The 22,239-nt window shown below is 64.4% G+C and carries 21 protein-coding genes and 1 riboswitch; of the genes, 9 read left to right on the forward strand and 12 right to left on the reverse strand.

Annotation, left to right across the window (positions count from 1 at the left end; genetic code table 11):
• Positions 1–20: 20 nt before the first annotated feature.
• From ACZ52D_RS12010 to ACZ52D_RS12030, 5 genes are all read left to right on the forward strand, one after another.
• A complete protein-coding gene (locus ACZ52D_RS12010; RefSeq protein WP_464441458.1) occupies positions 21–1,490 on the forward strand; it encodes an aldehyde dehydrogenase family protein in 1,470 nt (489 codons plus the stop codon).
• Complete coding sequence (locus ACZ52D_RS12015; protein WP_464441459.1) at positions 1,487–2,494, forward strand: membrane dipeptidase; 1,008 nt, start codon at positions 1,487–1,489, stop codon at positions 2,492–2,494. Before ACZ52D_RS12010 ends, ACZ52D_RS12015 begins: the two co-directional genes overlap by 4 nt.
• A 48-nt stretch (positions 2,495–2,542) precedes the next feature.
• Positions 2,543–4,102, forward strand: a complete 1,560-nt coding sequence (locus tag ACZ52D_RS12020) for a BCCT family transporter (protein WP_464441460.1) — start codon at positions 2,543–2,545, stop codon at positions 4,100–4,102.
• Between the two features lie 72 nt (positions 4,103–4,174).
• Complete coding sequence (locus ACZ52D_RS12025; RefSeq protein WP_464441461.1) at positions 4,175–5,878, forward strand: hypothetical protein; 1,704 nt, start codon at positions 4,175–4,177, stop codon at positions 5,876–5,878.
• Complete coding sequence (locus ACZ52D_RS12030) at positions 5,875–6,519, forward strand: DUF3726 domain-containing protein (RefSeq protein WP_464441462.1); 645 nt, start codon at positions 5,875–5,877, stop codon at positions 6,517–6,519. Before ACZ52D_RS12025 ends, ACZ52D_RS12030 begins: the two co-directional genes overlap by 4 nt.
• A 114-nt stretch (positions 6,520–6,633) precedes the next feature.
• On the opposite strand, the gene ACZ52D_RS12035 is transcribed toward ACZ52D_RS12030, so the two are convergent.
• From ACZ52D_RS12035 to ACZ52D_RS12055, 5 genes are read right to left on the reverse strand one after another with little or no spacing between them, the layout of a single operon-like run.
• Positions 6,634–7,563, reverse strand: a complete 930-nt coding sequence (locus tag ACZ52D_RS12035; RefSeq protein WP_464441463.1) for a glucokinase — start codon at positions 7,561–7,563, stop codon at positions 6,634–6,636.
• 4 nt (positions 7,564–7,567) lie between these two features.
• Positions 7,568–8,665 (reverse strand): ABC transporter ATP-binding protein, encoded by a 1,098-nt coding sequence (locus tag ACZ52D_RS12040; RefSeq protein ID WP_464441464.1) that lies wholly within the window; start codon positions 8,663–8,665, stop codon positions 7,568–7,570.
• Positions 8,666–8,670: 5 nt separating this feature from the next.
• On the reverse strand, positions 8,671–9,564 hold the full coding sequence (locus tag ACZ52D_RS12045) for a carbohydrate ABC transporter permease (protein ID WP_222455734.1): 894 nt from the start codon (positions 9,562–9,564) through the stop codon (positions 8,671–8,673).
• Positions 9,557–10,429, reverse strand: coding sequence for a carbohydrate ABC transporter permease (locus ACZ52D_RS12050; protein ID WP_464441465.1), 873 nt, complete (start codon positions 10,427–10,429; stop codon positions 9,557–9,559). Before ACZ52D_RS12050 ends, ACZ52D_RS12045 begins: the two co-directional genes overlap by 8 nt.
• Positions 10,430–10,486: 57 nt before the next feature.
• Positions 10,487–11,731 carry an ABC transporter substrate-binding protein gene (locus ACZ52D_RS12055; protein ID WP_222455736.1) on the reverse strand — a complete coding sequence of 415 codons (1,245 nt, stop codon included), beginning with the start codon at positions 11,729–11,731 and terminating at the stop codon, positions 10,487–10,489.
• Positions 11,732–11,973: 242 nt separating this feature from the next.
• On the opposite strand from ACZ52D_RS12055, the gene ACZ52D_RS12060 reads away from it, so the two are divergent.
• The 4 genes from ACZ52D_RS12060 to ACZ52D_RS12075 all read left to right on the forward strand — a co-directional run bounded on the left by ACZ52D_RS12060 (position 11,974) and on the right by ACZ52D_RS12075 (position 17,063).
• A complete protein-coding gene (locus tag ACZ52D_RS12060) occupies positions 11,974–12,711 on the forward strand; it encodes a response regulator transcription factor (protein WP_222455737.1) in 738 nt (245 codons plus the stop codon).
• Positions 12,708–14,159, forward strand: coding sequence for a sensor histidine kinase (locus tag ACZ52D_RS12065; protein WP_464441466.1), 1,452 nt, complete (start codon positions 12,708–12,710; stop codon positions 14,157–14,159). The genes ACZ52D_RS12060 and ACZ52D_RS12065 overlap by 4 nt, the downstream gene beginning before the upstream one ends.
• A gap of 321 nt (positions 14,160–14,480) precedes the next feature.
• The gene (locus ACZ52D_RS12070; RefSeq protein ID WP_464441467.1) at positions 14,481–16,229 is read left to right on the forward strand and encodes an ATP-binding protein; all 1,749 of its coding nucleotides are present in this window, start codon (positions 14,481–14,483) and stop codon (positions 16,227–16,229) included.
• Between the two features lie 177 nt (positions 16,230–16,406).
• A complete protein-coding gene (locus ACZ52D_RS12075) occupies positions 16,407–17,063 on the forward strand; it encodes an acyl-homoserine-lactone synthase (RefSeq protein ID WP_464441468.1) in 657 nt (218 codons plus the stop codon).
• Positions 17,064–17,147: 84 nt separating this feature from the next.
• Here the strand turns inward: ACZ52D_RS12075 and cobF are convergent, their stop codons facing one another.
• The 7 genes from cobF to ACZ52D_RS12110 all read right to left on the reverse strand — a co-directional run bounded on the left by cobF (position 17,148) and on the right by ACZ52D_RS12110 (position 22,134).
• On the reverse strand, positions 17,148–17,906 hold the full coding sequence (gene cobF / locus ACZ52D_RS12080; protein ID WP_464443136.1) for a precorrin-6A synthase (deacetylating): 759 nt from the start codon (positions 17,904–17,906) through the stop codon (positions 17,148–17,150).
• Positions 17,907–17,978: 72 nt separating this feature from the next.
• Positions 17,979–18,482, reverse strand: coding sequence for a hypothetical protein (locus tag ACZ52D_RS12085; RefSeq protein ID WP_464441469.1), 504 nt, complete (start codon positions 18,480–18,482; stop codon positions 17,979–17,981).
• A 67-nt stretch (positions 18,483–18,549) separates the two neighbouring features.
• Positions 18,550–19,248, reverse strand: coding sequence for a CbtA family protein (locus ACZ52D_RS12090; RefSeq protein WP_417474792.1), 699 nt, complete (start codon positions 19,246–19,248; stop codon positions 18,550–18,552).
• 4 nt (positions 19,249–19,252) lie between these two features.
• Entirely contained in the window at positions 19,253–19,423 is a 171-nt protein-coding gene (locus ACZ52D_RS12095) for a CbtB domain-containing protein (protein ID WP_222455744.1), read from the reverse strand.
• Positions 19,424–19,456: 33 nt separating this feature from the next.
• Positions 19,457–19,675, reverse strand: a riboswitch (cobalamin riboswitch).
• 94 nt (positions 19,676–19,769) lie between these two features.
• Entirely contained in the window at positions 19,770–20,096 is a 327-nt protein-coding gene (locus ACZ52D_RS12100; RefSeq protein WP_464441470.1) for a DUF1636 family protein, read from the reverse strand.
• Complete coding sequence (cobA, locus tag ACZ52D_RS12105; protein ID WP_464441471.1) at positions 20,093–20,827, reverse strand: uroporphyrinogen-III C-methyltransferase; 735 nt, start codon at positions 20,825–20,827, stop codon at positions 20,093–20,095. Before cobA ends, ACZ52D_RS12100 begins: the two co-directional genes overlap by 4 nt.
• On the reverse strand, positions 20,824–22,134 hold the full coding sequence (locus ACZ52D_RS12110; protein ID WP_464441472.1) for a cobyrinate a,c-diamide synthase: 1,311 nt from the start codon (positions 22,132–22,134) through the stop codon (positions 20,824–20,826). The genes cobA and ACZ52D_RS12110 overlap by 4 nt, the downstream gene beginning before the upstream one ends.
• Positions 22,135–22,239: the final 105 nt, after the last annotated feature.

Raw genomic sequence — 22,239 nt, forward strand, 5'->3', positions numbered from 1 at the left:
GTCCAGACAGGAGACACAGCATGAACGCGAAGACTGACCTCAACCGCAACTACATCGCAGGGGCCTGGGTTGCCGGGATCGGCGAGATCGAGAACCGCAACCCGTCGGACCTGTCCGACCTGGTGGGCCGCTATGCGCAGGCCAGCGCCACCCAGCTCGACGACGCCCTGGCGGCGGCGAAGCGCGCGCAGGCGATCTGGGCGGGCTATGGGCCGGAGCGGCGCCACGACGTCCTGATGGCCATCGGCACCGAGATGATGGAGCGCGCTGCAGAGCTCGGCGAGCTGCTGTCGCGCGAAGAGGGCAAGCCGCTGGCCGAAGGCAAGGGCGAGGTCTACCGCGCCGGGCAGTTCTTTACCTATTATGCCGCCGAGTGCCTGCGCCAGATCGGCGATACCGCCGACAGCGTGCGCGCCGGTGTTGAGATCGACGTGCGGCGCGAGCCGGTGGGCGTTGTCGCCGTCATCAGCCCGTGGAACTTCCCCACCGCGACCGCCAGCTGGAAGATCGCCCCGGCGCTGGCCTTTGGCAACGCGGTGATCTGGAAGCCCGCCAATGTCACCCCGGCCTCGGCCGTGGCGCTGACCGAGATCATCGCCCGCCAGGACATTCCCGAAGGGCTGTTCAACCTGGTCATGGGCGCGGGCAGCGAGATCGGTCAGAAGTTGGTCGAAAGCCCCGAACTGGACGCGATTTCCTTCACCGGCTCGGTGCCGGTCGGACGCGGCATCGCCCGCGCGGCGGTTGGGAACTTCACCAAGATCCAGATGGAGATGGGCTCGAAGAACGCGCTGGCGGTGATGGATGACGCTGATCTCGACCTTGCGGTCAGCCTCGCGCTTGGCGGCGCTTTTGGCGGTTCGGGGCAGAAATGCACCGCCTCGTCGCGGCTGGTGGTGCATGAGGCCGTGCACGACGAATTCGTCGAGAAGCTGATCGCGGGTGCGAAGGCGCTGAAGGTCGGCCACGCGCTGGAGGAGGGCACGCAGATCGGCCCGGTGGTGAGCGAGGCGCAGCTGGCGGCCAATCTCGACTATATCGAGCTGGGCAAATCCGAAGGCGCATCGCTGGCCTGCGGCGGTGAACGCCTCAAGCTTGCGACCGAGGGCTACTACATGTCGCCCGCGGTCTTCACCGGCACCACCAATGACATGCGGATCAACCGCGAGGAAATGTTCGCCCCGATTGCCTGCGTCATCAAGGTCGGCTCCTACGCCGAGGCGCTGGAGGTGGTGAACGACACCGAGTTCGGTCTGACCTCGGGCATCGTCACCCGGTCGATTGCACGGGCCACCCATTTCCGCCGCAACGCCCGCACCGGCTGCGTCATGGTCAACCTGCCGACCGCCGGAACCGACTATCACGTTCCTTTTGGCGGGCGGGGGAATTCCTCTTACGGACCGCGTGAGCAGGGCGCCTATGCGGCCGAGTTCTACACCACGGTCAAGACCGCCTATATCGCGGCCGGCACGCCGGAGGATCTGAAGTGAGCCACCGGATCGATTGCCTGCAATATGCCAACTGGTCGGAAAAGATCTTCCGCCAGATGCGCGAAGGCGGCGTGGACGCGGTCCACGTCACCATCGCCTATCATGAAAACTTCCGGGAAACCGTGCTCAATATCGAGGCCTGGAACCGTCGCTTCGAGGAATTCCCCGAGCTGATCTTTCAGGGCCGCACCGGCGACGACGTGCGCCGCGCCAAGGCCGAGGGACGCACCGCGATCTTCTTTGGCTTCCAGAACCCCAGCCCGATCGAGGACGATATTGGCCTGGTCGAGATCGTCCACACGCTCGGCGCGCGCTTCATGCAGCTGAGCTACAACAACCAGTCGCTGCTGGCGACCGGCTGCTACGAGGCCGAGGATCCGGGGCTCACCCGGATGGGGCGCGAGGTGATCGAGGAGATGAACCGCGTCGGGCTGGTGGTCGACATGAGCCATTCCGCCGAGCGTTCGACGCTGGAGGCTGTGGAGCGTTCGGCGCGCCCCATCGCCATCACCCACGCCAATCCGGCCGCCTGGGCCCCGGCGCTGCGCAACAAGAGCGACACGGTCATCCGGGCGCTGGCCGAAACCGGCGGCATGCTCGGCTTCTCGCTGTATCCGCATCACCTCAAGGACAAGTCGGCCTGCACGCTGGAGAGCTTTTGCGAGATGATCGCGCGCACCGCGGAAGTGGCGGGCACCCGGAGCCTCGGGATCGGTTCGGACCTGTGCCAGGACCACCCCGACAGCGTCGTCGACTGGATGCGCATGGGCCGCTGGACCAAGCGGATTGATTACGGCGAGGGCTCGGCCGCCGCGCCCGGTTTCCCCGACATGCCAAGCTGGTTCGAGGACAACCGGCACTTCTCCAACATCGAGGCGGGGCTGCGGGCCGTGGGCTTCGACGCGGCAGAGGTGGCCGCGATCATGGGCGAGAACTGGCTGCGCTTCTTTGACGAAAGCTTCGGCGCCGCTGGGGAGGCGGGGCTGAGGGCGGTGGCCGAGTAGCGCCACCGGAACACAACAGACCTGCGAAATTCCTTCAGGGAGGATGGAATGACGGACCAAACCCAGACCCCGGCTGCGGCGGCAACGCCCGGCTCCGGCCATATCAACAGGCCGCTTTTCGCGATCACCGGCGGCTTCATCGCCATCTTCTGCCTGATCGCGCTCTTCGACCTCGCGCTTCTGTCGTCGATCGTGGACGCGAGCTTTGCCTTCTCGGCCAAGTATTTCGGCTTCTACTGGCAGCTGCTGCTGCTGGCGACCTTCCTGATCGGTCTTGTCCTGATCGTGCTGCCCGGCGGGCGGGCGCTCATGGGCGGTCTCGCGCGGCCCGAGTTCTCGGTGTTCCAGTGGGGCTCGATGATCATGTGCACGCTGCTGGCCGGCGGCGGGGTGTTCTGGGCCGCGGGCGAGCCGATGGCGCATTTCCTGTCCCCGCCGCCGTTCTTCGGCACCGAGGCAGGCACGGCCGAGACCGTGGCCCCCGCACTGGCGCAGAGCTTCATGCATTGGGGCTTTCTGGCCTGGGCGATCCTCGGCGCGCTCTCGACCGTGATGCTGATGCATTACCACTATGAAAAGGGTCTGCCGCTGGCACCGCGCACGCTGCTCTACCCGCTGTTCGGTGACCGCGCGATCCGCGGCCCGATCGGGCTTGCAGCCGACGCCTCCTGCATCATCGCGGTGGTCGCGGGCACCGTCGGCCCGATCGGCTTCCTTGGCCTTCAGGTCAGCTACGGGCTGAACGCGCTGTTTGGCATCACCGACAGCTTTGCAACACAGGCGACCGTGATCGCCGGTCTGGTCGTGCTCTACACCCTGTCGGCAGTCTCCGGCCTGACCCGCGGCATCCAGCTGCTGAGCAAGATCAACGTGATCCTTGCAGGCGGGCTGCTGCTGTTCATGTTGGTCTTCGGGCCGACCGCCTTCATCTTCAAGAGCTACTTCGCCGGCTTTGCCGACTATATCGGCAGCTTCTTCGGCATGGCGCTCTACCGCGGCGATGCCGGGTTGTTCGGCGAGCCGGGCTGGCTGGGCTGGTGGACGGTGTTCTTCTGGGGTTGGTTCATGGGCTACGGGCCGCTGATGGCGATGTTCATCGCCCGGATCTCGCGCGGTCGCTCGATCCGCTCCATCGTGATCATGCTGTCGCTGGTGGCGCCGGTGATCACCACCTTCTGGTTCACCATCATCGGTGGCTCTGGCATCGCCTTCGAGCTGGCCGAAACCGGCTCTGTCTCGACGGCCTTCGAGGGCTTCAACCTGCCCGCCGCATTGCTGGCGATCACCCAGCAGCTGCCGATGGGGTTTGTCGTCTCGCTGCTGTTCCTGGTGCTGACGACGATCTTCGTGGCCACCACGGGCGACTCGATGACCTACGTGATCTCGGTCGCCATGTCCGACCAGGACCGCGCCTCGCTGCCGGTGCGGGTGTTCTGGGGCATCGGCATGGGTTTGATGGCCATCATCCTGATCTCGCTTGGCTCGGGCGGCGTCGGCAAGCTGCAGAGCTTCATCGTGGTGACCGCCGTTCCGGTGTCGCTGGTGCTGCTGCCCTCGCTGTGGGACGCGGTCAGGATCACCCTTGCCAAGGGTCGCGAACGCGGCTGATCCGGTCGCCGGGCGACCCAAGACGGGTCGCCCGCACCGATACGTGGTAACATGCAACAGAGGAGGCGTGTGATGAAACTTGACCAGCTGAGCCCAGATCGCGTCGCGCTGCGCCGCCCGGAGACGGTGATGCGCCTGGCACGGATGGGGTCGTTCCACCAGTCGCGGCTGTCCTTCATGCGGGTGCTGCTGCGGCGTTTGAAATCCGAGAACTGGCGCTTTGAACGTCGCGCCTTTGAGATCGACGCCAATGGTGTGGGGCACGCGGTCTACACCATGCACGGACCAGAGCGTAGCTACAGCCTCGTGGCCTTTGCCCATGATCTCGCCCCCGAGCAACGGTCGGATCGGGTCATCGCCACCGCGTGGGATACGACGTTCACCCTGTTCGACGGGCTGCCCACCGCGGCGGATATCGAGCGGCTGTCGCGCAATGTACCCCTGCAGGAAGCCGGGCGTGTCACCTCCAGCGAACTGACCGTGTCGCGGGCCAACAGATCGGTGCGGATGTTTGACCATGTGGTGGACTGCCTGAGCCGCGGCGAACAGCCCGACACCGCGCTGGTTGATGCCGTCGGCTACTTGATGCGCACCACCGCGGTTTACGGCTCGGGCAAGCTCGGCGCGGCAGACCGGGAAAGCATCTGCGACCGTCCCGAGTTCGCGGCACCGTTTCAGGCCGAGATGCTGACCGTGTTTCTGATCCGGGGGTTCGTGCTCGACCTCGTGGAACATCTCGCCGTCGTCAAAGGTGGCGGGCGTGCGGTGACGCTGGAGCCAAAGCTGCGCCGCCGTTTCGGCATCGGCAACTCCACCGGGCTTGGCATGGCGCCGTTCCTGCTCAACCATCCGATCCTGCTCAACAACTGGATCGCGGCGCGGGAAACCGGGCTGGCGCGGGTCCGCGGGGTGGCGGCTGCCACCTCCGACGAGATCGAGGCCTTCCGCACCTTCCTGCGCCGGGGGCGCCGTACCATTGACGAGTGGCAGTCCGAACACCCGATCCAAAGCGGCAGGATCGCAGAGCTGAAGACCGATCTGGCCCGGCTGAACGGCCATGTCGAAGGAGGCGCGCTGGTGGAGGCATATCCGTGGGATCGCCTGTACCAGTGGGCCGAGACCGCGCTGAGCATTGAAGGGCAGGAGCTCCTCGTGTCGCTGATGATGGAACCCTATGGTGCGCTGATCGACGATCTGCCAATGCAGATGAGTGCGGACGAGAACGCCGGATTTCGCATCGAAGGCGGTATGACCGTGGCACGCTTGCGCAGCATTCTCGAGGAGGACTACGCTTGGGCGCTGGGGATCGACTGGCAGAGCCCCGAAGCGCAGGCGCGCACCTGGTACATCTCGGCGGAGAAACTCGAGCCGCGTCTGGGCGACCGGTATTCCGAGCCGGTTGCGGCCTATGAACAACCCTTGGCCCCGGGCCGCGACGCGGCGCTGCTGTACGAGGCGCTGAAGAGCGAAGCCGACGCAACCCGCGTCGCGGATTTCCTGCTGCGCCACCCGGAGCACCGCCATATCCTGCGGCGGGTGCAGATCGCGGCCCGCCATCCCTATGCCGAGATCCGCGACAACACCGTCGCCGCCGACGTGCTGCCCATCGATCTTTTGCGGGCGAAGCTGTCGTTCTTCGGTGCCTGCCATTTCGATCCGCGCTCCGACCGGTGGGTGCGCATCAACATGTTCCGCAATGCGCCTTTCCCGCACGAGCTGGCCGAGATGGAGTTCGCCGGGTGGACGTATCCTGCCCTTTCGGAGGTACCCGCGTGATCTGCTCGCTGAATGAAATCGAGGCGCTCGCCCGCAAGGCGGCGCGGGGCGGCGGCATGAGCTGGGGGCTGGCCGAAGAGACCGGCAAGGCGGTGCGCTGGCTCAGCGCCAACGGGTTTCCCGGACCGCAGCTGCTGGCCGAGTTGCTCTGCCAGAATGACGGCAAACCCTATTGCGATCTCGCGCCGCAGCAATCGGAGGGGATCTGGCACGCCCGCAGTGGTCCGCTTTGCCCGATCGTGGCCGGGACATTGATCTGCGATCGCGCCGAGGACCTGGAGACGGAGGCGGCGTTGCGGCTGGGCGAGGTCGCCGTGCCATTGCTGCTGCTTCCATTCGCCTCCGAGGCCGCGCGCACCGTCGGCTCGACCGTGACCTTGGAGTGGCGTGGCATATGCTTCGGTCTTGAAGGCGGCGCCCCGAAAGTTCGTGGCGAGGAGGCGGCGCTGGGCGTGGCCAGGGTGAGCTCTGTCGCGTTGTCTCTGGCTGGCGCGCAGGCGCTCGGACAGGTCTGGACCGGCGCGGGTCGCCACGTCACGCGCGACACCATGGAAGTTCTCGAGAGCTTTGCGCAGCGTACCTATGCACCAGCGACCGAAGAAAGTCGGGCAGGGGCGGGCGCCGGACAGGACAACGACTGACGACGGGGCTGCTGCGATGGCCGAGAGGCACGCTTTGGCCGACACCGTGAAGCACGAGCAGGATTGAAAGGCGGGCAGCCGTAAGCGGTTGAAATCCCGCCTTCCGCGCTCTTGCTAATCCCGGCCGAGCGGCACCTGGGCGCAACCGTGCAAGGCCGCCGTGTCGGCCGTGATGACAAAGGCCGGTGTGGTCGCATGGGTCGCGACCGGGTAGGCCCGTGCGGTGATATCCCGGAACCGGGTGCAAAAGGCCCGCGTCAGGATCGAACGGGCGACGCTGCCGGCAAAATAGACGCCATTTGTCGGCAGATAGGTCAGCATCAACTCTCGGTGCAGCCAGCCCATCAACTCGGCATAGAAGCCTACCGCGCCGGAGATCTCGGGGTCTCCTTCGTCGCAGAGGCGCATGAAAGCTTCCGGGGCGGATGCGGTGCGGCCTGTGACCCGGCGGCAGACTTCGGAAAACCCACGGCCCGAAAAACAATGTTCGACCGTCGGAAAAGACTCCGACAGTCCCGCTTGTCTCGCATCCATCGCCTTGGCAATGGATGCGGGCAGGGCCGTGTGTCCGAACTCTGCCCGCAGGCACAGGAGGGTGTCACCCTGCTCAACGACCGGGCTGACATTGAAGCCGGTGCCGATCCCAACAACGAGGGACTGGCGGGGGCTGGCGTTTTCCGGGGTGCCATTGGCAACGGTGAGCATATCCTCGGGCCGCAGCTGCGGCACCGAGTATCCGAGCGCGACAAGGTCATTGATGATCTTGCCCCGGCCCTTGCCCAGCTGGGCGGCCAGGCGGGGGGCTGATATCTCCCAATTCCGGTTGGTCAGCCGGGCGGTATCGCCGTCAACCGGACCTGCCACGGCAACGACGAATTCCTCCGGTGCCGGGCCATCATCCGACGTCAGGAAGGCATTCACCACGGCGTCAAACGACGCGAAATCCTCGTTTCGGAAGCTTCGGGTGGATCCGGGCCGCAATTGGCCCGCATCCGCAATAGCGAGGCGGCTGTTTGTTCCGCCGATATCTGCCACTAACCGCATTCTGTCAGTTCAACCGCTGACCGGTTTCCGGTGCAAAATACGAGACCTTGCCCAGGTCAAACGCGAGCTTTTGCGCCTTGCCGGGTTCGGCCGAGGTCTCGGCGTGCAAACGGGCGGTGACATGTTTGCCCCCCATCTGCATCACCACATAGGTGTCGGCGCCTGCCGGTTCGACGATATCGACCATGCATTCGGCTTCTTGTGTCACCGACCCGTTGCGATGGCCCGGCTCGGCGATATCCTCGGGGCGCACGCCGATGATGACGTCTTCCGGCAGGTTGCGGTTCTGCCTATCGGTCAGCACGATCGGTGCCCCATCGCGGCGGGCGATCTCGATGCGCGAGGCCTCGCTGTCGGATTTGACCTTGGCCGGGATCAGGTTCATCGCCGGGTTGCCCATGAAGTCGGCCACGAACAGGTTGGCCGGGCGGTTGTAGATCTCGGCCGGGGTGCCGATCTGCTGGATCACGCCGCCTTTCATCACCACGATCTTGGTGGCCAGGGTCATCGCTTCGATCTGGTCATGGGTGACATAGACCATCGAGGCGCCGAGCCGCTGGTGCAGCTCCTTGATCTCTGTGCGCATCTCGACCCGGAGTTTGGCGTCGAGGTTGCTGAGCGGCTCGTCGAACAGGAACAGCTTGGGATCGCGCACCAGCGCGCGCCCCATCGCTACCCGCTGCCGCTGTCCGCCGGACAGTTGGCCGGGGCGGCGGTTCAGCAGCGGTTCGATCTGCAGCTGCCGGGCAACCTTCTGCAGCTTCTCCTGCTGGGTCGCCGCATCGACACCGCGCACCTTCATGCCAAAGGTGATGTTCTTGGCGACGGTCATCGTCGGGTAGAGCGCATAGGATTGGAACACCATTGCGATGTCGCGGTCCTTGGGGCTGACATCGGTCATGTTGCGCCCGGCGATGTGCAGCTCGCCGCCCGAGATCGGCTCCAGCCCCGCAATACAGTTCAGCAGCGTGGACTTGCCGCATCCCGACGGTCCGACAAGGACCAGGAAGTCGCCCTGTTCGATCGAGACGTTGATGTCCTTGAGGATCTCGACAGAGCCGTAGTTCTTGTAGAGGTTCTTGATATCCAGGATCGGTGCCATGGGTTTTATCCTTTCACGGAGCCGGCGGTCAGACCGCGGATGAAGTATTTGCCAGCAACGACGTAGACGAGAAGCGTTGGCAGCGCGGCGATGATGGCGGCGGCCATGTCGACGTTGTATTCCTTCACGCCGGTGGTGGAGTTGACGATGTTGTTGAGCGCGACTGTGATTGGCTGCGTGCCAGACTGGCTGAACGAGACGCCAAACAGGAAATCGTTCCAGATCTGGGTGAACTGCCAGATCACGGAGACCACGATGATCGGCAGCGACAGCGGCAGGAAGATCGACCAGAAGATGCGGAAGAACCCGGCACCGTCGACCTTGGCGGCCTTGCTCAGCTCGGCCGGGATCGTCACGTAGTAGTTGCGGAAGAACAGCGTGGTGAAGCCCAGACCGTAGATCACATGCACGAAGATCAGCCCCGGAATGGTGCCGGCAATGCCCATGAACCCCAGCACGCGGGCCATTGGCAGCAGCACGACCTGGAACGGGATGAAGCAGCCGAACAGCATCAGCGCAAAGAAGATATTGGCGCCTTTGAATTTCCAGTGGGCCACCACATAGCCGTTCATCGCGCCCAGCAGGGTCGAGATCAGGACGGCGGGCACCGCGATCAGCACCGAGTTCCAGAAGTAGGGTTTGACCCCGTTGCACTGGATGCCGGTGCAGGCCTTCGACCAGGCGGTACGCCAGGCGTCAAAGGTCACTTCGCGCGGCAGCGCCATCAGGTCGCCGGTGCGGATTTCCTCAAGGCTTTTTAGCGAGGTTGTGATCATCACGAACAGCGGCAGCAGGTAGTAGAGCGCGAAGAGGCCGAGGATGACATAGAGAAGCCAGCGCAGGCCAATGCGAAGGGTGCGGCTTTGGCTGCGGGGGGTGTCGATTGCGAAATCAGTCATTTTTGGCCCTCAGTTCGGAGTAGAGGTACGGGACGACGATGGTGAACACGACGCCCATCATGATCATCGCCGAGCTGGCCGCCTGGCCGATGTCGCCGCGCGAGAAGGCCATCGCGTACATGTAGGTGGCGGGCAGGTCGGTGGCGAAGCCGGGGCCGCCGCCGGTCAGCGCGATCACCAGGTCGAAGCTCTTGATCGCGAGATGCGCCAGCACGATGAAGGCGGACAGGAAGATCGGCGCCATCGAGGGGATGATGATCGCGGTATAGACGCGCCAGGTGGGGATGCCGTCGACCTGGGCGGCGCGGATGATTTCCGTGTCGACCGACCGCAGCCCGGCGAGGAACAGCGCCATCACGAAGCCCGAGCTTTGCCAGATGGCGGCGAGGACAATGGTGTAGATCGCCTTGTCGGGGTCGACGAGCCAGTTGAAGGTGAAGGACTCGAACCCCCAGCCCTGTACCGTCGCTTCCAGGCCAAGGCCGGGATTGAGGATCCATTTCCAGGCCGTGCCGGTGACGATCATCGAAAGGGCCATCGGATACAGGTAGATCGTGCGGATCGCGCCTTCGGTGCGGATGTTCTGGTCCAGCAGGATTGCCAGCATCAGGCCCAGCACCATCGAAATGGCAATGAACAGCGTGCCGAAGATGAAGAGGTTGTTCATCGCCACGTCCCAACGTGGCGCGGCAAACAGGCGGTCGTACTGGATGAAGCCTTCGATGTCGTATTTCGGCAGCAGTTTCGATCGTGTCAACGATACCCAGGCTGTCCAGATGATGAACCCGTAAACAAAGACCAGAACGGCGATGAACGAGGGAGCGAGCACGACTTTTGGCAAGTGCTCTTCGAGCCACTTGGACATGGGATTTCCTCCATAGGGATGACCTGCCCCGGAAGGGCAGGTCAGGACGTCTTCAGGTTACATGCTGTTCTGAACTGCTGTCAGCAGTTGCTGGACCGCATCCTCCGACGACATGTCGGAGTTGAAGTGGGAGGTCACCACATCGGTGATCGCGCCGGCCTGTGCGCCGCGCAGGGCCATGCCATGGGCATAGGAGGGCAGCAGCGCGCCGCTGTCCGAGCTGGCTTGCATATCCTTGGCCGACAGGTCGGCGCACTGGTCGAATTCGTCCAGGGCAACGTCGGTACGGGCCGGGATCGAGCCCTTGTTCAGGTTGAACACCTTCTGGAAGTTCTTGCCGACGATCAGCTTGGCCAGAAGCTGCTGACCGGCTTTCTTGTCGTCGCCATCGACGTCGAACATCGCGAAGCTGTCCACATTGTAGAGAAAGCCGTCGCCCGGCGTCGAGGCGCAGAGGAAGTCTTCGCCCGGCGCCTTGCCCGCGGCCAGGAACTCGCCCTTGGCCCAGTCGCCCATGATCTGGAAGGCCGCTTCGCCGTTCATCACCATTGCCGTGGCCAGGTTCCAGTCACGACCGGGGAAGTTTTCGTCGACATAGCCACGCATCTTGCGCATCTGGTCGAACACCGCCTTCATTTCATCCGAGGTCAGCGTGGCTTCATCCAGTTCGACGAACGCCTTGCGGAACCCATCCGGCCCCAGGATGCCAAGTGCCACCGCCTCGAACACGGTCGCGTCCTGCCAGGCCTGCCCACCGTGCGCCAGCGGGATTACCCCGGCGGCCTGCAATTTTTCGGCAGCGGCGTTGAATTCATCCCAGGTGGTGGGCATTTCGATGTCGTTGGCTTTCAGCACATCGGCGTTGGCCCAGATCCAGTCGACCCGGTGGACGTTGACCGGGGCCGCGCACCAATTGCCTTCGCATTTCATGTGGTCGGCAATGGAGGCAGGCAGAACCTTGGCCCAATTTTCAGCTTCGGCCACGTCCGAGATATCCGCCAGGACGCCTTCTTCGTACCATTCCTGGATCGCCGGGCCTTTCAGCTGAACGGCGGTCGGCGCATTGCCGGACAGCACGCGGGCGCGCAGCGCGGTCATCGCGGCGTCACCGCCACCGCCGGCCACCGGCATGTCCGTCCAGGTGCCGCCGTTGTCGGCGAATTCCTTTTGCAGCACCGCCACGGACTTGGCTTCACCGCCCGAAGTCCAGTAGTGCAGCACTTCGGCGCTGGGCTCTGCGCTGGCAAAAGTTGCGGACAGAATGGCCACAGCGGACACGGCGCTGAGTACTTTGGTTTTCATAGTTGTCTCCTCCCAATGGTTGATCCGGTGGGGTATCTTTGGCCCCGGTCGATCAAGTGCTCCTGTCTTGAGGCATGCGGCCCCAGCCATGCAATCCGTGCAACGCCGGAATCTGCTGGGCGCATGGAGAAAATGCCGCGTTCTGTTACAGGCTGTTACGAGGGCGTTGATTCTGTTGCCGTCTGTTACATAAGTTCCAGTCCCGGACCTCGTGTTCCGGGACTAGGGAGGGGATATATTCAATGACGATTCCTCGGCTTCTTGTGGTCGATGACGATCAGGACACGCGGCAGATGCTGACCCAGTTTCTGCAACAGAACGGGTCGATCGCACTGCCGGCCGCGTCAGAGGCCGATGTGCGCAGGCATCTGGCAACCGGGCGCATTGATCTCATCCTTCTTGACGTGATGTTGGGGGATGAAAACGGGCTGGAGATCTGCGCCCGCCTGCGTGCCGAACAGGATGTGCCGATCATCATGATCTCTGCCTTGTCGGCCGACCACCAACGCATGTCAGGCTACCAGGTTGGCGCTGACGACTACATCGCGAAACCGTTCAACCCGCAGCTGCTGCTGGCCCGCATCAAGGCCGTTCTGGCGCGCGCGCATCGGTCGTCGTCGCTGGCCCATCGGCGCCAGAACAAGACATTCCGTTTTGCGGGGTGGACCTATGACGCCAAGCATGACGAGGTGCGCTCGCCGGAAGGATTTCAGGTGGCGTTATCGCGCCGCGAAACGGCGCTGTTGCAGGTGCTGCTGGCCAATCCACGCATCCCCCTGACGCGCGAGGAGATCGCCACGGCGCTGGATGTCACGGCGGAGTCCGACAGCGCCATGGGCGCCAGTGGCAGGGCCATCGATGTGCTGGTGGGGCGGCTGCGTTCAAAGATCGAGAAACAGCCGAAATCACCGCAGCTGCTGCGCACGGAGCGCGGCGTCGGCTACGTTTTTGCTGCCGATGTCATCGCCGAGGAGACATGAAGCAGGCGTTGCATTCGCTGCGGTTCTTCGGAATTGCCCTCGCCCTGACAGCCTTTGTCTGCGGTCTGGCCAGCGCGGTGCTGTGGATGCAGTCCGCCGCTGCATGGGAACGACATCTGACCCGCTCTTACTACACTGGCAAGGCGCTGTTTGCGACGCTGACCGCTGGGGGCAACCCGCCCGCGGGGGTGGAGATCACGCCGCTCTCACCGGCCGATCAGGCGTTGGCGGCGGAAGCTGCCTTCAGCCGGATCAGTGGCACGCCACGACCTGCGCTGGTCACCAATGTCACCATCCAGCAGGCGGCATCGGCGCAACAGCCTGCCCACACGCTGTCACTGGCGGTCGTCGCGGCGGAGCTGCGCTATCCGCTGGCAAAGATTTCGTTCCGGGACGACACCGGTGCGGCGGACACCCTTGGTGCCTTGACGCGTATCATGGCAAGCCATTGCAGTGATCCGGTCATGTTTGCCTCCGTCGACACTCAGCCGTGGCAACGCATTGATGGCACTGCCGTCTGGGGCTGTGCCGCGGCGCCGAGCGACTATCGCCTGATTGCGGTTCTTCTGGCCGTTGTCAGCCTGGGTGTGATGGTTACAGTGTTCCTGGACATGACTAGCCATTTCGACCGCTTTGCCGCGCTGTTGCGCAGTCGACGTCGGCTTGGGGGGCCGGACAGTTACGAAACCTCGGGACCGCGTGAGCTGCGTGCGATCGTGGCGGCGGTGAACAACTATCTGGAAACCGGGCGCGAGCAGCTTGAGAAACGCGCGATGGTGTTGTCCGGCGTGAGCCACGATCTGGGCACCCCGGCGACCCGTCTGCGGCTGCGGGCGGCCCTGATCGACGACCCTGATCTGCGTCAGCGGCTGGAGCGTGATATCGACCAGATGACCGGGATCATCGATAGCGTGCTGACCTATACCCGCACAGAGCTGGACTCAGAGGAACCGCGCCAGATCTCGTTGACCTCGCTGGTCGAAGCACTTGTTGCCGATTACAGCGATACGGGCCAGCCGGTGACGTTCCGCCCGTCTGGTGCCCAGAAGGTGCAGGGCGGGCGTTCGGTCTTCATGCTGCGGCGGGGGCAAGGCACGCTGCCTGAGGAACGCCGTGTCGTCGTAACGGCGCGGCCTGTGGCGCTTCAGCGGGCGCTCTCCAACCTGATCGACAACGCGTTGAAATATGGCCGTCGGGCCACGGTTGAACTGGAAGCCGATGCCGACACGGCCACGCTCATTGTCGAGGACGAGGGTGCGGATTATCTGCCCGAAGACCTTGAAAAACTGGTTGCGCCCTATCGGCGTGGCACGAACACGGACTCGGTTCAGGGGTTTGGCCTTGGCCTGACGATCGTCGCCAGCATTGCCAGCATGCACGGCGGGACCCTGAGCTTTGAGGCCGGGGCGACCGGCATCCGCGCACGGCTGAGTATTGAGCGGAATTGAAGGGCGCGCGTTTCGCGTCGTCGCCAACGGCTCGCGCCCGTGACGCGGAGGGCACGGACACCGCCCTGTTTGCAGCGCAATCCGGAGCGTCCAGCCGATAGACCTGGCTGTCGCAGAACCCAACTTCGATAACAATTGTTTAAGATTGCGCCTTTTTTTACGGGCGTCGGAGCGTCGGCAGCTGTTTGCGGGCCTTGTTTTGGCCTCAATCCCAAATGAAAAAAGAAAGGCCGCCTTTTTGAACGGGTGGAGAGTGTTTTTTCTTTGGCGCCCGTTGTCTTGGTATGAAGCGGCGCGGCCAGCAACGCAGTGAGGACGCGCATGCTGACTCTACGATCAAACCTCGAAAGTTCGGTGGCTGCCCAGAATGAGCTGGTGCGCGCGGATCTTCCGTCCCGGTTTGCGTCGATCTCGCTGGTCTCGGTTCTGTCGCTCCATTACCTGCCGGTGCAGATGGTCGGGATGGTCTATCTTGCCTATGTGCTGGTCGAAGCCATCGGCCTGATGGTCTACCGATGGTTGGAGCATCGGGTGACCTGGGGCGGGATCCTGCTGCTGTGCTCCTCTGCGTTCATCGGGGTGTGGGTGTTCAATGCCATCCCCTTGCTGTTGTTCGTACAGCCCGAGCCGTTTCCCAAGCTGATCGGGGTGATGCTGCTGATCATCGCGCTCAACCATTGTGTTGTCGCCCGATCGGCCTGGATGTTTTTTGGCGTTCTGACGGCCGTGCCCATCATTTGCGCGGTGGGCTACATGATCTTCAGCTTTCTCAATGCCTTCGCCAGCCCGATGGAAAAACTGATCGCCGCGGTGATCCTGATCCTTGGGGCAGCCTATGTGGCGCATAGCATGTGGGCGCTCAATCGGCTCACCGGGCGATTGCGCAGGGCTTTGCGGGATGCCAAGGCCGGGAGCCGCGCAAAGAGCCGCTTCCTGGCGGCCATGAGCCATGAGATCCGCACCCCCCTGAACGCAATTTGCGGGATGGCCGAGCTGATCGAAGAAGAGGATGTCGACCCTGAGACCCGCCGGGAGCGCACGGCACTGCTGCGCAAATCGGCGCAGGCGCTGACCAGCATCCTCGATGATGTGCTGGACCACGCCAAGGTTGAGGCCGGGCATTTCGAGTTGAGCCTCGCCGCCGCCGCGCCACGGCTGGAAATCATGAGCGTGGTGGAAATGTTTCGCACCTCCGCCGACGAAAAGGGGCTTCGCCTGGATGTCAGCATTGGACCGGGGCTGCCGGCTTATGCCGAGTTCGATGCGCTGCGGTTGCGTCAGGTGGTCGGCAATCTTCTGTCCAACGCGATCAAGTACACCGAAGCGGGCCATGTGTCTGTCGCTGTGAGTAGCGAGCAGGACGGTGGTCAGTCGACGCTCAAGATCGAGGTGTCCGACACTGGCCGTGGCATGACGGCGGAGCAGCTCTCGCACCTCTTCACCGACTTCTACCGGGTCGAGGACAAGAACGCCCCGAGCGTGCCCGGCACCGGTCTCGGCCTGGCGATCGCGCGTCGGCTGGCACAGATGATGGGCGGCGATATCACGGTTCAGTCCTGCCCGGCTGAAGGCAGCTGCTTTACCTTCACTTGCCGGGTCCGGGTGCTGGAAGCCTCCGAGATTGCCATTGACCAGAGCCAGTCGGAGACGCCGGATCAGGACGAAAGTGCCTTGGACCTTGGGGTGAAGTCGATCCTCTTGGTGGATGACACCCGCTCCAACAGAATGGTGGTCAGCGCCTTTCTGAAGAAGGGTGATTTCGAGATCATCGAAGCCACCAATGGGGCCGAAGCGCTGAGCTGTCTGGAGAGCAGACAGGTGGATCTTGTGCTGCTCGACATGAAGATGCCGGTGATGAATGGACGTGAAACCCTGACCGAGATGGCGCGGCGGGGCGGACGGATCGGCGCCACGCCCGTGATCATGCTCACGGCCAATGCCGCGCCCGAGGACCGCGCGCAATACCTGGCGCTGGGGGCTGCGGGGTATATCGCCAAGCCGGTCAAGAAATCCGTGCTGCTGTCGGAAATCCGCAAGGTTGCCACGGGGCGGGACACCCAAGCGGCCTGACCGGCCACTCTTAGGGGATTGGGCTCAGCCGTGTCGCGCGCCGCGGCGCGGCGCATCCGTCGCAATTTGGGCGCTGGCGTTAATCCAAAATTTACCTTTCTCAACAATGATTTTTAAAAATTTAGACAAATACCTCGATTCTTTTATCCAAATAGGCGCTATGAGTGGCCAGAGCCCATGCAGTCGACTGAAATCACCTTCGACAATCTGGGCAAAAGCGGCGGTCTGCTGACGTCGCTTTTGCGCGCAAGATATCATCATTTCATAGAAGCACGCGGCTGGGATTTGCCGAACACCCGCGGGCTGGAATTTGACCAGTACGACACGCCGGAAAGCATCTACTGCGCGATTCATGACGGCGGTATCATCCGTGGCGGTTTCAGGGTGACGCCGACGACGGCGCAATGCGTGAATGCGAGCTACATGCTCCGGGATGCGCAGCGGGGCTTGCTTCCGGGATTGCCCACAACCGTGCTTGACCATCCCGCCCCGCAAGATCCGAACATTTGGGAGGTCAGCAGGGTGTTCGTGGATGATAAGCTGAGCAGCCGCGACCGGATGCGTGTCAGGCAGGCGCTGGGAGTGAATTTTGCCCGGCTATCGCAGGAGCGTAGCATCGACAGCTTCCTGTGCCTGACCTCGGTATCGGCGGCCTTGCTGACGCGCCGGGCCGGGCTGGTGATGACCCCCGCCGGGCCGCGGTTCGAGGTGGCGGGGGAAACCTGTCAGGCGTATCGGATCACGGTGGACGTGGAGAAACTGCACGAGCAGGCGCCGGGGCTGCCGGAACCGGAGGCTGCGCATCTGCCGCTTCAGCAATCCAGTGGCGGCTAGTACCGTGGAAGGCTCACACGCGCGGCGCGCGAGGGGAGCCTAGGCTGAGCCGAGATCGACGCCGTCGCCCGCTCTTGCAGGTCTTCAGACCACGCGGCGGCGCAGCAGGTAGATGTCCATGATCCAGCCATGCTCGGCCCGGGCCGCCGCGCGGGTGCGGATGATCTCATCGCGCATTTCGCTCAGAGGTCCGGACAGGGAAATCTGGTTTTCCATTCCCGCATAGGCAGTCCAGTAGATCTCTACCCCCTGCGGCGCGATGGACTGGAAGGAACATTCTCCGTCCAGCATGATCACCAGCGTATCGGCGCTCTCCGGCCAGCCCTGTTCGCGCAGCTGGCGCCCGGTGGTGATGGTGAAAGGGGCACCGATCTCGTTGAGAGGGATCGCATGAGCCGCGGTCAGGGCCTGGATCGAGGTAATGCCCGGGATCACCGTCAGCTTGAGGTCAGCGCGCTGTTGCAGACGGCCGGCAATGCGCATGGTGCTGTCATAGAGCGAAGGATCGCCCCAGACGAGGAAACCCGCCTTGCCGCCGTCGGGCAGATGCGTGCTGATGTTCTGCCACCAGATCTCGGCAATGGCATCGTGCCAATCGTCGACCCGTTTGCGGTAGTCGCGGATGGTTTCGTCCCGCACCGGCAGGGAGAACTCGACGATCCGTGGGCCGTTGCCCTTGATTGCCTGGTGGCAGATTTCGCGCCGCAGCCCGGCCAGATCATCCTTGCCGACCCCTTTGTTGGGGATCAGGATCAGGTCCTGCGCGTTCAGCGCGTCGATTGCCTGCAGGGTCATGTGCTGCGGGTTTCCGGTGCCGATACCGATCAGGCTGAGTTCGATCATGGCGGGGCCTTTCATGCGTGGACACGCCCCCTATGGAGCCGTGCCGCTGGTCTTGCAAGCGCGGGGTGACGGTCAGGTGCCCTCAGCGTCGGACGGCACGGTTGTCGTGGCCTCGACGGGCTGTCCCCCCACCGTCAGCGCGCTGTGGTTGTTGGTGTTCAGCGAGACCTTGACGACTGCCCCGGCAGGCAGCGACGGCAGGTGAACCCACTCTGCATAGAGCCGGGCAAGCTTGTCACCGTTCACGTAGACATGGGCGTGGCCTTCACCGGGAACATTCTCCGCCGAAGCATTCTGCGGGGCAAAGCGGAAGTTCTGCGGCAGCACCTGCAGGTTCCAGCCGGACATGGGATCCTTGTGCAGACGTATGGCAACTCGGGGTGCATCCGGGCCCGACGGCAGATCGACCGCCGTCGCGTGGTCATGGGCCATCGCGCCCGCGTGGCCACCGCCGTGATGTGCCGGGTCGCCGTGGTCGTGGCCGTCAAAAGTGATGCCATTGCCAGCCGCGGTGACAAAGCCGATGCCGCCTCCGAACAGCAGTCCGATGGCAAAGAGAGCGAGAGAACGGGACATCAAGTCTTCCTCGGACAAGAACTGTCCCCGCCGGACTTCTCCGGCGGGGCGCAAGAGGGCAGCCGGGTCAGGCCGCTGCGAGCGAGCGCTTGCCTTCGGTCTGCCAGAAGTGGCCGGCAAAGGCCCCCAGCAGCACCCAGGCCGCCATTCCGATCCCGAAGGCACGGGCGGCAAACAGCGCGCCGATCTCGGTCGGCACCGGTCCCGAGAAACTCTCGGGTTCGGGGGCGCCGATGACATGCGGCGCCAGCAGCAGCAGCGCGGCGATCAGGTAGCTGACCATGTTGCCGCCAAAGGCGATCAGCCACATGGCCACGCCCGCGGTGGCTACGGTGGCGGTCCACCAGATCTGGCGCAGGCCGACATCCGCGGCCGCGACGCCGGGCACCTCGGGGGCCAGCGACAGGCCGGGCGCGAAGTGGAAGGTCACGAAGCCTGCCACACCCCAGAGCAAACCGCTGCGCGCGTTGATCGCATGGCCCTGACGCTCGGCCACCGACATCAATGCAACCATGACCAGCGCATAGCCGGTGTAGGTGAGCATGGTGAAGATGACGCTCAGCCCGTCGCGCACCGGATCGGCGAACAGGCCGGGCAGGTCGGGATGGGCCGACACGGCCTCGGCGCCGAAATGCACCAGTTCACCGCCCTCGTAGAGTTCGGCATGGAGCAGAACAGGCTGCACGAAATAAAGCTGCAGCAGGGCGGTGATCAGCCCTGCTGCAGCGCCAGCGAACAGGCCGCTGGTCAAAATACGACTGAACATGGCCTTAGTGGCAGGGGAAGCCGGTTGCGTGGCGTACATCGTGCGCCGCGTCATGCAGCGCGGATGCCTGCACATGGCCGGTCAGCGTGAGGATCCCCAGCCCGAGAACCACGGCAAACAGGGCCGGGATTACGGAAGTGCCTGCGGCAGAAGCGTTGAGCGTCTTGGTCGTCATTGATGGTCTCCTTGCCGTCACACCCGACGGCGTAAGTTTTCATTCGCACACGGCCGGTCTCCTGACTCGCGGGTCGCTGCTGCTCTCCTCCTTCCCGGCGTCTTACGCGCCAGTGGATGCCGAAGAGCCGCTCGCCGCTCACAGTCGCGGGGGCGGTTGAGGCTGCGGTGCCGCGATTTGGTCCACCGTCCTCATTCCCGTTTCAGTCCTGGTGCTTGGGCACCTTTGGACACCGTATCCAATGGTAATGCCTCGCGGGGGCGATTCCGGTCAAGGAAGAAACCGCCCCTTGACCGGTTGTCTGCGGCATATCTGCGGGCCGCGGGGGCAGATTGGCGGTGCGAGGTCAGCCCGGGATGCGGGCAATCGCCTTGTAGCGCAGCTTGCCCAGCGGGCGGGCATCGGCGAAATTCCCGTCAGCGCTGCGGGCGTACAGGTGCAAAAAGGTCAGCACGTCCGGCAGATCGTCAGCGGAGATTTCACCGAACAGATAGGCGGTCTTGCCGGATTGGCGCACCGCCAGTGTCTGCGGCCTGTGGCAACCGGACATGCAGTCCACCTGCGTCAGGCGGGCCGCGATCCCTGCGCGCTCCAGTGCCGCGGCGACCTGCCCGGGCAGGGCAGGGTCCGCATCGCGGCATGTGCGGCACAGGGTGAGGGTCGGCACGCTCATACGCCGGGCAGGTCCTGATCTGCCAGCGGCCCATAAAGGATCAGCACCGGGGCGGTGGTTTCCATGGCGCGCAGCACCTGCGGCAGTTCACCGACTGTGTGGCAGAACAGCTTCTGCTCCGGGGTGGAGACGCCCTGCGCCACCAGCGCGTGGGTCTCCGCAGGCAGCCCGGCCTCCATCAGCTTTTCCGCCAGCGCGGCGAAGGTACGCTTGCCCATGTAGACCACGGTGGTGGCCTGCGGGTCGGCCAGCGCCGCCATGTTCAGATCGTCCGGCAGCCCGCCGGTCACGTCATGGCCGGTGATGAACTGCAGCCGCCGCGCGGTCAGCCGACGGGTGAGCGGGATATTGGCCGCCGCCGCCGCCGCCGAGGCCGCGGTGACGCCGGGCACAATCTCAAACCCGATCCCGGCTTCGCGCAGGGCGGTGATTTCTTCCTCGAGGCGGCCGAAGACGCCCGAGTCGCCGGATTTCAGCCGTACCACCCGCAGCCCGGAGGAGGCATAATCGACCAGCAGCTGGCTGACATGGTCCTGCTTGGGCGAAGGTCGCCCGGCGCGTTTGCCCACGCCCACCAGGTCGGCATCGGCACGGGCATGGCTCAGGATCGGGCCAGAGGACAGATCATCGAACAGGATCGCATCCGCCGTCTCCAGCCGCTTGACGGCTTTCACGGTCAACAGCTCCGGATCGCCGGGCCCGGAGGAGACAAAGCTGACAAAGCCGCTCATGCGCGTTCTCCGGTGATCAGGTGGAAGAAGGTGCCGGTCACGTTGCCCTTGACCGATCCGGTCTCGGGCACCGGATTTCCATCGGCGTCCATGACATTGGCCAGCGGCGCGTCGGGTTCTTCCAGAATGGTGGAATAGTGGAATTCGTGTCCGCGCAAGGCGGTGCCGGCAGCAAAGCCGGGCATCTCCGCCTGCAGCACCGCGCGGCGGTAGCCGAGGTGGAACTTGCGCTTCTCGTAAGACGTCACCAGCCCCAGCAGGCCCAGCATCTGGTGGCGGTTGCCCTGCTTGTCGATCAGCGCTTCGCCAAGCGCCATGTAGCCGCCGCATTCGCCGTGCACCGGCTTGGTCTGCGCGTGTTTCTGAACGCCCGCGCGGAAGCTCTCTGCCGCTGCCAGCGCCCCGCCGTGCAGTTCGGGATAGCCTCCGGGCAGCCAGACCAGGTCAGCGTCCAGGGCCGGGGCCTCATCCGCCAAGGGCGAGAACGGCAGGATCTCGGCGCCAGCGGCACGCCAGCCCTCCAGCAGATGCGGGTAGGTGAAGGAAAACGCCGCATCGCGCGCCAGCGCAATGCGCTGTGCGGGCGGTGTGGGCAGGCTGGCGGGTGCCGGGGCCTGACCGGCCAGCGCCGCGGATTTGATTGCTTCCAGATCGACATGCTCGCGCAGGAAGGCGGCGTAGCCTGCGATCGCGGCTTCCAGATCGGGGTGTTCGACCGCCTGGATGAGGCCGAGATGCCGCTCCGGCAGGGTCAGATCACCGCGGCGGGGCAGAGAGCCCAGCACCTTGATGCCCGCCTTTTCCATCCCCAGACGGGTCAGCCGCTCATGCCGCGGGCTGGCGACGCGGTTTAGGATAACGCCGGCAAAGGGCAGCTCAGGGTCGTAGTTCCTGAACCCCAGCGCCGTGGCCGCAGCGGACTGTGCCTGGCCGCCCACATCGACGACCAGCACCACCGGCCAGCCCATGCGCTTGGCGGTCTCGGCAGAGGAGCCAAAGCCCGACTGGCCGCGGGTGGCAACGCCGTCGTAAAGCCCCATGGAGCCTTCGCCGATGCAGATTTCGGCACCTGCCGACTGGCCGGTGACCGCATCCAGCAGCCCGCCGTCCATCGCCCAGGTGTCCAGGTTGAAGCTGGGGCGCTTGGCGGCTGCCAGATGAAAGGCGGGGTCGATATAATCCGGCCCGCTCTTGTAGGGCTGCACGGTGAGGCCGTCCTCGGCCAGCGCCCGCAGCAGGCCCAGCATCACGGTGGTCTTGCCAGTGCCCGAAGAGGGTGCCGAGATCATCAGTCCGGGAGGTGTCATTGAACGATCTCCTCTTTGCCCGCCCGGGTCGCTTGCGGCCCGGGCTGCGCCCGCCCGCCCCCACGGCGGGCGCATTCGCGCCCACCACGGACGGGCGCCGCCCTT

The organism is Leisingera sp. S2M4 (assembly GCF_055398055.1).